10 protein-coding genes are annotated in these 10,891 nt (G+C 42.0%); 6 read left to right on the top strand and 4 right to left on the bottom strand.

Features of this window, described 5'->3' with window-relative positions:
- From ACM0OW_RS21115 to fhuB, 3 genes are all read left to right on the top strand, one after another.
- Positions 1–792 carry an ABC transporter ATP-binding protein gene (locus ACM0OW_RS21115; protein WP_414552098.1) on the top strand — a complete coding sequence of 264 codons (792 nt, stop codon included), beginning with the start codon at positions 1–3 and terminating at the stop codon, positions 790–792.
- A 273-nt stretch (positions 793–1,065) separates the two neighbouring features.
- Entirely contained in the window at positions 1,066–1,992 is a 927-nt protein-coding gene (locus ACM0OW_RS21110) for an ABC transporter substrate-binding protein (protein ID WP_414552097.1), read from the top strand.
- Positions 1,993–2,025: 33 nt separating this feature from the next.
- Positions 2,026–4,032, top strand: coding sequence for a Fe(3+)-hydroxamate ABC transporter permease FhuB (gene fhuB / locus ACM0OW_RS21105; RefSeq protein WP_414552096.1), 2,007 nt, complete (start codon positions 2,026–2,028; stop codon positions 4,030–4,032).
- Between the two features lie 120 nt (positions 4,033–4,152).
- On the opposite strand, the gene ACM0OW_RS21100 is transcribed toward fhuB, so the two are convergent.
- The gene (locus ACM0OW_RS21100) at positions 4,153–4,329 is read right to left on the bottom strand and encodes a hypothetical protein (protein WP_414552095.1); all 177 of its coding nucleotides are present in this window, start codon (positions 4,327–4,329) and stop codon (positions 4,153–4,155) included.
- 55 nt (positions 4,330–4,384) lie between these two features.
- Here ACM0OW_RS21100 and ACM0OW_RS21095 point away from each other — a divergent pair, with 55 nt between their 5' ends.
- Positions 4,385–4,816 (top strand): TMEM165/GDT1 family protein, encoded by a 432-nt coding sequence (locus ACM0OW_RS21095; RefSeq protein ID WP_414552094.1) that lies wholly within the window; start codon positions 4,385–4,387, stop codon positions 4,814–4,816.
- A gap of 50 nt (positions 4,817–4,866) precedes the next feature.
- Positions 4,867–5,160, top strand: a complete 294-nt coding sequence (locus ACM0OW_RS21090) for a TMEM165/GDT1 family protein (protein WP_414552093.1) — start codon at positions 4,867–4,869, stop codon at positions 5,158–5,160.
- 79 nt (positions 5,161–5,239) lie between these two features.
- Here the strand turns inward: ACM0OW_RS21090 and ACM0OW_RS21085 are convergent, their stop codons facing one another.
- The 3 genes from ACM0OW_RS21085 to ACM0OW_RS21075 form a co-directional block, all read right to left on the bottom strand.
- Positions 5,240–5,731 carry a hypothetical protein gene (locus tag ACM0OW_RS21085; RefSeq protein ID WP_414552092.1) on the bottom strand — a complete coding sequence of 164 codons (492 nt, stop codon included), beginning with the start codon at positions 5,729–5,731 and terminating at the stop codon, positions 5,240–5,242.
- A gap of 217 nt (positions 5,732–5,948) precedes the next feature.
- On the bottom strand, positions 5,949–8,534 hold the full coding sequence (locus ACM0OW_RS21080) for a GAF domain-containing protein (RefSeq protein WP_414552091.1): 2,586 nt from the start codon (positions 8,532–8,534) through the stop codon (positions 5,949–5,951).
- A 547-nt stretch (positions 8,535–9,081) separates the two neighbouring features.
- Complete coding sequence (locus ACM0OW_RS21075) at positions 9,082–9,900, bottom strand: HAD-IIB family hydrolase (RefSeq protein WP_414552090.1); 819 nt, start codon at positions 9,898–9,900, stop codon at positions 9,082–9,084.
- A 111-nt stretch (positions 9,901–10,011) separates the two neighbouring features.
- On the opposite strand from ACM0OW_RS21075, the gene ACM0OW_RS21070 reads away from it, so the two are divergent.
- Positions 10,012–10,830: a hypothetical protein gene (locus ACM0OW_RS21070; protein ID WP_414552089.1), complete on the top strand. Its 819-nt coding sequence runs from the start codon at positions 10,012–10,014 to the stop codon at positions 10,828–10,830.
- Positions 10,831–10,891 lie beyond the last annotated feature (61 nt).

Here is a 10,891-nt window from a genome sequence, read left to right as displayed (position 1 = left end):
TTGTCGGCGATCGCATCTCAAAATCTGCAAATTGCTTATGATGGTAAAATCATCGTTGCTGACCTCTCAGTAACATTTCCTCTGGGAGAAATTACCGCATTACTGGGGCCGAATGGTTCGGGGAAAAGTACCGTGTTACGCACCCTTGCAAGACTTATTCCCGCAAATAAGGGTGCTATTTATTTGAACGGTCGCAATATTACCCAGATACCCACAAAAGAGTTAGCACGCCAATTAACGATATTACCCCAATCCTCAGAAGCACCGCCCAGTGTGACTGTGTGGGAATTAATCGGTTACGGACGCTATCCCCATCAGAATCTATTAGGGGGTTTTTCTCCAAAAGATATTGCAGCGATGGAATGGGCTTTGGCTGTAACGGGATTAGAACCCCTAGCAGACAGAATAGTAGATAGCCTCTCTGGTGGGGAACGTCAAAGGGCTTGGATAGCGATGGCTTTAGCACAGCAAACCCAAGTATTATTACTGGATGAACCGACAACATTTTTAGATATCCGCCATCAAATAGAAGTCTTAGGTTTAGTGCGACGACTCAACCAAGAACACGGAATCACAGTTGGTTGGGTGTTGCACGATTTAAATCAAGCCGCAGCTTATAGCGATCGCCTAATCATGCTCAAACAAGGAACAGTAGTCGCCGTTGGCACACCAAAAGAAGTGATCACAGCCAGTACAATTCAGCAAGTATTCGATGTGGAAATGACAGTAATTCCTCATCCAATCAATGGCTATCCTACCTGTTTACCTTGTCATCTAGGGATTGGGTATTAAGGATTAAAGATTACGAATTAGTTTAGGGACTTCCAAATAAAAAAACACCCAATCACCTAACGTAAAAAATCTCTCAAGGTCTCATAACTCTGTGTCCTCTGCGTCTCTGCGGTTCGTTTATTGGGATAATTTATTTTTTGGAAGTCCCTTATAGCAGTCCTAAATCATTTCTGAACCTCTTTACTTCTTCACTTGGCGACCTTGGCGACTTGGCGGTATGCGCTTCGCGCACGCTACGCGAACGATAAATTCAAATAGGATAGCTATAGCAAAATGAGCAAATTTACCAGACGTAACTTTTTAACTGCGGCGACAGCTTCCGCCTTCACCGTAGCTTGTAATCGTTCTCCCCGTCCCCAAAATTTTAGCAAAATTGCCACCAGAGTAGTTGCCCTGGAATGGGTGTATGCAGAAAACCTCCTAGCTTTAGGAATGCAACCTGTAGGGGTTGCAGATATCCGGGGCTATCAAAAATATGTGAATGTACAACCATCCTTAGCTGACAGTGTAGTTGATGTAGGGACACGCCAAGAACCGAGTTTAGAAGCGATCGCGCAATTAAAACCTGATTTAATACTAGGTGTAGAGTTAAGACATCAAACCATTTACGATACCCTATCTGCGATCGCACCCACTTTACTCTTTAACCCCTATCCATCGGCGGGAGAACTGAGTCAACTAGATGAAATGCAGCAAACATTCCGACAAATTGCTGAACGTGTCAACCGTCAAGATGTAGCTGAAACAGTAATACAGCAAACACAAACCACGATCCAAAAAGCAGCCACCCGCATCCAAAATACTGAAAAACTTGATTTTGTCCTAGCACAATTCAGTGAAAACACCCCTCAAATGCGCCTGTTCACAGATAACTCAATGGCTGCACAAATACTAACCGCCATCGGCTTAAACAACACCTGGAAAGGTAAATTTGACCGTTTTGGCTTCAATACAGTTTGGGTAGAAGCACTACCAAAAGTAGAAAACGCCAACTTCATCTACATACCAGCACCCAACAGTACCTACCAACAACAACTACAAAACAACCCCGTATGGAAAGGACTAGAATTTGTCCAACAAAAAAGATTATATGCGATCGCACCAGACACTTGGCTATTTGGCGGACACCTATCAGCCCAAATATTAATAGAAAAAATCATCAAATCCCTAACTGACACTCTCCGCGTACCTTTGCGTTAAACTCCGCGTACCTCTGCGTTTAAACCTTCCCCCATGCTCAAAACTCGCCCCCTAATCACAGGAACCCTAATACTACTAACACTCCTCATCCTCCACATCAACCAACATCCCACCACCGTCATCACCGCCATATTCACCCCAGATGATAGCGCCCTACATAACATCGTGCGTTACATCAAACTACCCCGCACCGTAATTGGCATATTAGCAGGTGCAGCCTTGGGAATAGCCGGCGCATTATTCCAGACAGTCACCCGTAACCCCCTAGCCTCACCCGCAACGTTAGGAGTAAATGCTGGCGCTTATTTAGCCGTCACCGCCACCACCATCTTTGCACCACAAATATTTGCTTGGTCGCCTTTGTTAATCGCATTTATCGGTGGTTTATTAGCGGCGTTACTTGTATACACCATAGCTGCTGTCGGTAAAGACATCACCCCCATTAGGCTAACCCTCTCAGGAATGGCAGTTTCCCTAGCTTTAGCGGCGTTCACTTCCGCTTTACAACTGTTATACGAAAACGAAACCAGTGATTTATTTTTTTGGGGTGCGGGTTCCCTCGTACAAACCAATTGGCAGGGAAGTATTTATGCTGCACCTAGAGTATTATTAGGAGCGATCGCAGTTTTCACAATTGCCAAACCCTTAGATGTCCTACTGCTAGGCGAAGATTTAGCTCGTTCTTTGGGATCAAAAGTGCAGTGGACACGCTTATGCAGTATCCTCCTAGCTGTATTTTTAGCCTCTGTAGCCGTGAGTGTGGTCGGGACAATTGGCTTTGTCGGTTTAGTTGCACCCCATGTAGTCAAATTAATGGGATGTCGGCGACACCTGATTTTATTACCATCTGCCGCAATCTGGGGAGCAGTGTTTTTACTAGCTGCTGATACAGTTGCACAACAAATATCCAGTGAATTACCTGCCGGTGGAATCACAGCTTTACTGGGCGCACCGTTTTTAGTCTGGCTAGTGCGTTCATCGCCTCGTTTATTGACTAAATCCGGTGGAAATCATGGTTTAAAAATACTTATAAAACCCCGTTTTTCATATCCTGTTTTACTTTTAGGTGGGTTATTCTGCTTATTATTTGTGCTGGTTTTAGGACTATCCCTCGGCAATATTAATTTAAATATTCATCAACTCATTCAAGTCATTAATGGTAACAGTGACGCTCTCACAGAAAGAATTGTCTTATACTTACGCCTACCCCGCCTACTAGTAGCATTATTAGCAGGGGCAGCTTTAGCTATCAGTGGCTTATTGTTGCAGGGAGTAGTGAGAAATCCCCTAGCTGGCCCCGAAATTATGGGTATTACTTCGGGAGCAGGTTTTGGAGCTTTGCTGGTAATAGTAATGATACCTAATACGCCTGTGACATTTATCCCAATTGGGGCTTTTATCGGTGCAGTTGTCGCCTTTGGGGTGGTTTATGTAGCCGCTTGGCAAAACGGTGTCGCACCAGCGAGGTTAGCATTAGTCGGAATTGCGGTGTCTGCCTTTTGTGCGGCTGGAATTAACCTATTGGTGGTGAAATCAAAATTGCAGGTAGCCCAGGCTTTAGTGTGGCTAGCTGGTAGCACCTACGCTCGTCAGTGGGATGAGGTGTGGCAATTGTTGGCTTTTCCGGTGATTTTACTGCCTTTGGGGTGGTTATTTGCCCGCAAACTCGATTTGATGGCGTTAGGGGAAGACTTCCCCCGGATTTTGGGAATGCGTTTACAGGCATCTCGTGGTGTAATATTAGCGATCGCTGTTGCTTTGGCAGCTGCGGCAGTATCCACAGTGGGAACTATCAGCTTTGTGGGATTAATTGCTCCCCATACTGCTAGGATATTAATAGGCGATCGACACCGCCAAGTATTACCAATAGCGGCGATTTTAGGCGCAATTTTAGTAACTTTAGCTGATATCGTGGGTCGTGTTGTCCTAGCTCCTCAAGAAATTCCTTCTGGATTAGTTACAGCCCTCATCGGCACACCTTATTTTCTTTGGCTTCTCATATCCAAACCGACAAAACAGCATCACACAGTTATCAGTTAACAGTTATCAGTTATCAGTTAGGGAGTTCCAAATAAAAAAATCCCCAATTTGTAGGGTGGGTTAGGACGGTAGTCCGTAACCCACCATGATCCTTGAATTTAAGGTGGGTTACGCTGCGCTTTAGCGTAGCCATACCCCTTGGGCTATACCCACCCTACAATTTTTGGGTAATTTATTTTTTGGTGTTCCCTTAGCGACTTCCAAAAAAAACACCAAATTTTCTTGTGGGATGGGTGTCCCCACCCGTTCCGCAATCAGGGCGGCATTTTGGGCAATGGGGTTGCAATTTATGACCACAATCTGAGAAAATGAGACAAATATGAAAGCCATCTAGCAACTAGAGCTACCGCCTGTGAATCTTGACTCTGTACCTGTAACTTTTTCTGTCACATCTGAGACTGAACACCAACTAGAAATAAAAGACTGTAACGAATCGAACTTAACGACTGCAATCATTGAGCCACTTCAGCCTGTAGTTACTGATAGTCAAAAGAAGCAGGAATCAGTACTAGCAATTTTCGCTACCACTTTCATTACAATATTTCTTGCAGAAATTGGCGATAAAACTCAGCTATCCACATTATTGATGAGTGCAGAATCTCATGCACCGTGGGTAGTGTTTCTCGGATCTGGTGCGGCGCTGATTACCACCAGCTTGTTAGGTGTGCTTTTAGGTGGTTGGATGGCTAATCGCCTCAGTCCCAAAACTGTAGAAAAATCAGCAGGGATGATGTTACTGTTTATTTCCCTGATGCTGTTTTGGGATGTAATTCATAATTCGTAGTTCGTAATTCGTAATTAACAAACTCACACTCACCCCATTCTCCCAAAAATATGGACTGGCATCTTTTAGGACTCAGCTTTATTACAGTTTTTCTGTCAGAATTAGGTGACAAAAGCCAATTAGCAGCGATCGCACTTTCAGGAGGTTCTCAATCTCGGAAAGCTGTATTTTTCGGTACTGCTGGCGCATTGTTGCTAACTAGTCTTTTGGGATCATTAGCCGGGGGTGCTGTGGCGGAATTATTACCTACGCGTTTATTAAAGGCGATCGCGGCTGTAGGGTTTGCTATCCTGGCTGCACGGTTGCTATTTTTTAACAATGAAGCGTCACCCGATTCTGAATAATTTAAAAAACACAAAAAAGCTCAAATATACTTAGCCTCTTTGTGTTTTTGGATGCAATTGAAGCTTAAGCATATTCTAGCTAAACTTGTTCTCGCCAGCACCAGCTTAAAAGTGTTCCGCCTGCCAATAGTTTGACTGCTTCTAATACAAAATAACCACTGTGTAGTAAATTCATCTGGGTTGGAATTGCAGAAGTGGTGGTGAATAAATTCAGATGAGTTCCAACAGCGCACATTTGCGGAGTCAGGAAAAAGGTATCCAGTAGAGTAATAGTCAGCAGCATGACTGCAAAAATAATAACTTGAGGATTCCAGCTAGATTTGGTTTTGCTGACAGCCAGTACGCCAGTCAAGACTACAGCCGCAGATAACAATTCCATGCGATTAAAATTCCAAAAAATCACATAGCCTGCTGTAGTAAAATCTGTTTGACTCATCATGCCAGAAAGATAAAGGCTAGGCATAATTACCCAGTCTAAAACTAGGCTAGCACTCAACCAAAAGCCCAAGGCAAACATGATAGCTGTTTGCCAATTAGGCCGCTTGAATTCAACTGTAGAAGTAGTATTCATAAGAAAAATAATTGCTTGCGTTTTATTTTTAGAGTCTAACTGAAAGAGTCGTTCTCACAACACATATAAATTATCTTTTACAAACATATTCATGACTTCAAAAAGTAATGAATTTTATCTTTTTAATGTTTTTTTAAATAATATTAAATTTATTTGCAAATATTTAATTTATGTAACAGTTGTAGAGACGCGAGAAATCGCGTCTTCCGTGGCTTAATTATTTCTCTTCAAAAGTCCAGACTCCCTGCGACCATTCCAACTCTGTGGGCGGGAATTGCGACCAGTGGTTACAACGGTTGAGATGCAATGTAGCACCTAGATCATCCTTGTCAAATTTTAAAACTTCGGCAAACTCTTTTCTGGCAGAGTCAAACTGCTGCTTGAGGTAATATTTGCGTCCTTTCTGATAATGTTCAATTATTTCTGATTTTTCACTACTAATGGGATCGGAACGCAAACCTACCAATTCGTAAATACCTACTGGCTCATTTCTACCTTTGACACGAATGCGGTCTAATTCTCTCACCCAAATTTTGTCTTGGCAAGGTTTATAAGTACTATCACTGATAATAATATCGCAACCGTACTGTTTAGTAATGCTTTCTAGTCGGGAACCAAGATTAACCCCATCTCCAATTGCCGTAAATTCCATTCGTTTACTAGAGCCAATATTGCCACTAATGACAGTATCAGAATTGATCCCAATGCCGATTTTAATTTCTTGCTTACTATCAGCGAAGCGACGTTGATTAAAATCCAGCAAGCGATGGCGCATTTCTAGCGATGTTTGCACGGCCATCCAGGCGTGATCTGCCAAAGCTAGAGGGGAACCAAAAACAGCCATGATGGCATCCCCGATATATTTATCTAGAGTGCCTTTATGTTTAAAAACTGCCTCTACCATTGACTCAAAATATTCGTTGAGCATACTTACCACTTCTTCAGCTTCCAAACTTTCAGTTAAAGTGGTGTAACCGCGAATATCAGAAAATAAAATGGAAACTTCTTTGCGATCGCCTCCTAGTTTAGCATCATCCAATTTCAGTAATTCTTCCGCTAATTCCTGAGTCATATAGCGGTACATGGTACTTTTCAGGCGTTTTTCATCGCTGATATCTTCCATCACCACCAGCGCCCCCCGGACTTGCTTTTGGTCGCTAGCATCAGCAATTGTGTTAATTGACAAATTAATACTGTGCTTTTCTAGACCATCACTCATGAGTGTCCGGTCAGGGTAATATTGCTGGCGCAGCTTTAAATTATTGGTTTGTAAAGCGTCTCTATACCACCTACTAAAGTCACCTTCTTTAATCGCGATCGCTTCCGTAATTAATTTACCTTCTAAACGGTATTCTGGTTCTAATCCTAATATTTCTCTGGCGCTTTTATTGGCTGCAATAATTGCACCGGACTTATCGGTGGAAATTACGCCATCAGAAAGACTACGCAAAATATCCCGTTGCATTTGTTCTTGTTGCTTGACTATGGCAAACAACTGAGCATTTTGTAGTGCAACTCCCGCTTGAATATTAAAAGCTTCCATAAACTCTTCATCGTTGCGGTTGAAACTAGCTTGGAAGCATTCCGGCGCTTTTGGCCATGTAGCCGGATTATATGCGGGAAAATCTCCTGATTTCTTTTTATTAACTAATTGTGTCACCCCAATTAATTCTTGATCAGCATTGAATATGGGCATACACAATAAACTACAGGTACGATAACCATTCTGCTGATCCATTTGTTTGGCCGTACCTGAATCTGGATGCTCATACAAGTCAAAAGGTATATTCAGCTTTTGTCCAGATGCCGCTACGATGCCAGTAAATCCTTTACCTACAGGGACTCGCAACTCTCTAGTAGAGCCATCATCATGGGTAATTCTAGTCCATAAATCATGGCGATCGCGATCGAGAAGCCATAGAGTACTGCGATCAGCATTCATTAGTTCCTTGGCCTCTTGCATCACCCGTCTCAGAGTATCTTCTAAGTCCAGGCTACTTTGACTCAGAGACTTAATCGCCTTCATCAACGCTGCTAACGCCCTCTGTTTTTGAGTCGCCATATAAAACGAGCGCGACGACTCTAAAATCAATCGGATCGAAGGAGCAAACTCTTGAAACAATTGTTCGTCAGCCTGGCTAAATCCGGCTCTATCAATACGTTCTGAAATCGGATCATCTGCCTGATTTGATAATTTTAATTTATTCAATAATTGCACCACTGCCACTAATTGTCCTTCATCATTCAATAGTGGCAAAGCGAGCATTGTATAGGTACGATAGCCAGTTCTTTTGTCTTGTTCTTTCGCAAAAACTGAACGCGGATCTTCATACAAATCAAAAGGAATATTTATGACTTTTTTAAAAGTAGCAACTTCGCCAGCAATACCTTTATCTGCTGGAATCCGAATTTCTAAGGAAGCTTTTTCTTCCCCCTCAGCTAAAATTGACCACAATTCCTGTTTATCTTCATCTAATAAAAATATCGTTGTTCTGTCTGCTCCTAATAGTTCCCCTGTTTTTAGGGTAATGGAATGCAACATTTCTTGGAGAATAGTTTCAAACCCTTGACTATCTAACATTGATAGGGTTTGATGAACAATCTGTAATTTATGCTCAACTTCTGTGACAACTTGTTTAAAAGTATCCTGAGTCAAGGGAGCCAGAAATCTGGAAATAGTGCCTTTTTTCCGAGCCAACTTCCCTACAGAACTAGAACTTGGTTGCAAGTCAGAATGTTCTTGGTTACTATTACCAATAATTAAATGTGCTTTCTCCCCAAAACTACTTTCTTGGACTGACATAAATAATTTTTGATATAGAATTAGATTAGATTGTAAGAATCATCAACATCAAAGATCACGTCTAACGATTCAGGCATTACTCACATCTGGCACAAAGCTCAAATAACTAGAAACCGTAAGCCAGTTGCTTAGAGGGGAGATATCCAAAACCTTTTGGTAATGCTTCCCAATGCATAGCTTCTTGCGTGGCGTAGCCATAGGCTTTACGGTAGTTCTTCCGGGGGGAAACCCCAAAAACCCGACTGCCTCAACGCACTTTCTTGGTTAAGCAAACACAGTCGGCAGGTACTGACTATGAGAGCAAAATCAAAGGTTTTATCACCTGGGTGGGCAGGTTTTGTTTGGGTAGCCGCAATTCTAATCATTAGCTGCAAGATATGAGATTACCTATTTGTCATTGACGATACTATTGGATATAGAGTTACCCAAAATAGAGCTAAATTAACACTTATACATAACACTACCCTTAATTCCTCCTCTATGGCAACTATTCATTGGTTAAATATTTATTAACCTCACTTTTAGGCAGACCCTGAAATGAGAATTCTTAAATTTTGTGCTGTATTTCCCGGCTGGGCAAAATATAACTGCATAACTCACAAAAACCTTCCCCTTCAGCAACAGTAGTCATATAAGTAGGTTGATGTTGCAACTGATTTACATATTTCAGTACATTTGCTACACCTACAGAAACAGAAAAATGATCTTGGTTAAATAAACTTTCATCATTGGGACTATCACCAACGGTCATAACTTGTTCTGATGAAAATTCAGGTAAGTATTCTCGTAACACTTGTAATAATCCGACAGCCTTATCTTGTCCTGGGGGTTTAATGTGACACTGCACATTACTATAAGTAAATCCCCAATCCATTTTCTGACAAAGATTACTCAGTATTCCTAATTCCTCTGGACTCAAATCTGCAACATCAAATGTCCAATCTGTTATCCGAAAACGATTGTCGGCTGATTCTTGAATTTGAGGAAATTTAGTTTTTAATTCTTTAAAAGCTACACTTAGACTCCGGCGATGGGCTTCTAAGTCAGGGATCGCCGTTAAACTGACTGGTTGATCATGCCCAGATGGATAGAACAAACCACCATTTTCAGCGATCGCACCCACAATAGGCAACAAATTACTTAATCCACTCATCCACCCAGCCGAACGTCCAGTGACAATTAATACTTTAATGCCCACAGCCGCTAAATCTTCTAAAGCTTTGAGCAATGCAGCCGAAAACTTGCCTCTTGTAGTCAGTGTCCCATCCATATCTGTAGCAATTAGACAAATATTCCTGAATGAATCCTCGGAGAGTTGTTTTAGAGTTAGAGGATGTCCCCCAAGGAAATTTGGCCGACTGTGCATATAGAATTTCCGATTAGTTGTAAAAAATAATTATCATACAGCTAAATAGGATTCAGGATTTGGGCATCCTAACAAAATAAGTCAAGCATTTCTTCTTTATAGTGACCAATCATGAGAAATTCCATCTTTATTGCCCAATCTCCGATCACCAAGACAGCAACCATCTCTCAGCAGGTTCTAGGCACTCAATCTCAACTACCACAATTCTTAGTGATGACCTCTGCTGGACTGTCTTTATCGGTGGTGGCTTTAATCGTCTACGGCAAAATTCAGCTACAGAAGTTAGAGAAGAAAATTAGGTTTGAAAAATTTCGGGCGCGAGAACTAGAAAAGAAGTTTAAACTAGCGCTGGAAACTATTCGCAAAATGGAAACTAATCCCGACTTAGTGAATTCACGGGATTTTAACTTAGACTATCTGCGAATGCGGATGTCAGAAAAGGTGTTTCACTTTGCAATCTTGAATCAAATTAAAATTCAGGTCAAAGAGAAAATATCTCAATCACTGCGTCCCAATCAAGCCCAGCAAGGAATCGTCGGCATTGCGAGTAGCACTGGACGGCAGGTAGATGAAATGTTTGATGTGGAATATGAGACTGGTACTGGTGCCAACGTGGCTAAAAGAGTGCTGTTTCGCATTCAAATTCGGTTAATTAAGTTACCAACACAAGCGACTTCTGCCACGATTAGCCAAATTATTGACTGTGTGGAAACTTATCTTAGCCCCGTTGAAGGTGATGATACTTGGCAACCGACAATTCAAGGACGAATTGCCCGTATGCATTGGGATCAAAAGGCTAAACCTACACCTCTACTGGTTTTAGAACAATCTAGTGAAGGCGTGAATGTCACTTTCCGCACCAGTCGTCAACCAAATATGCCTTTACAGGAGAAGCCTTCAGAAATGAAAAGACCCGATCCTGCAAGATAAGTGTGCTGTTAGCGGTAGCGGGGCGTTTAGCCCGTGCTGAGTATAAACATGATATGAGTTA

This window comes from Anabaena sp. CCY 0017 (assembly GCF_963920885.1).
Lineage (GTDB): Bacteria > Cyanobacteriota > Cyanobacteriia > Cyanobacteriales > Nostocaceae > Nodularia.
The sequence above is the reverse complement of the archived record's forward strand: the minus strand, read 5'-3'. Positions and strand labels throughout refer to the sequence as shown.

What these genes read in the sequence shown, in the direction of transcription:
- ACM0OW_RS21075 (WP_414552090.1), bottom strand. Translation starts at nt 9,900, where the DNA reads ATGCACAGTCGGCCAAATTTCCTTGGGGGACATCCTCTAACTCTAAAA.
- ACM0OW_RS21080 (WP_414552091.1), bottom strand. Translation starts at nt 8,534, where the DNA reads ATGTCAGTCCAAGAAAGTAGTTTTGGGGAGAAAGCACATTTAATTATT.
- ACM0OW_RS21090 (WP_414552093.1), top strand. Translation starts at nt 4,867, where the DNA reads ATGGACTGGCATCTTTTAGGACTCAGCTTTATTACAGTTTTTCTGTCA.
- ACM0OW_RS21070 (WP_414552089.1), top strand. Translation starts at nt 10,012, where the DNA reads ATGAGAAATTCCATCTTTATTGCCCAATCTCCGATCACCAAGACAGCA.
- fhuB (WP_414552096.1), top strand. Translation starts at nt 2,026, where the DNA reads ATGCTCAAAACTCGCCCCCTAATCACAGGAACCCTAATACTACTAACA.
- ACM0OW_RS21085 (WP_414552092.1), bottom strand. Translation starts at nt 5,731, where the DNA reads ATGAATACTACTTCTACAGTTGAATTCAAGCGGCCTAATTGGCAAACA.
- ACM0OW_RS21110 (WP_414552097.1), top strand. Translation starts at nt 1,066, where the DNA reads ATGAGCAAATTTACCAGACGTAACTTTTTAACTGCGGCGACAGCTTCC.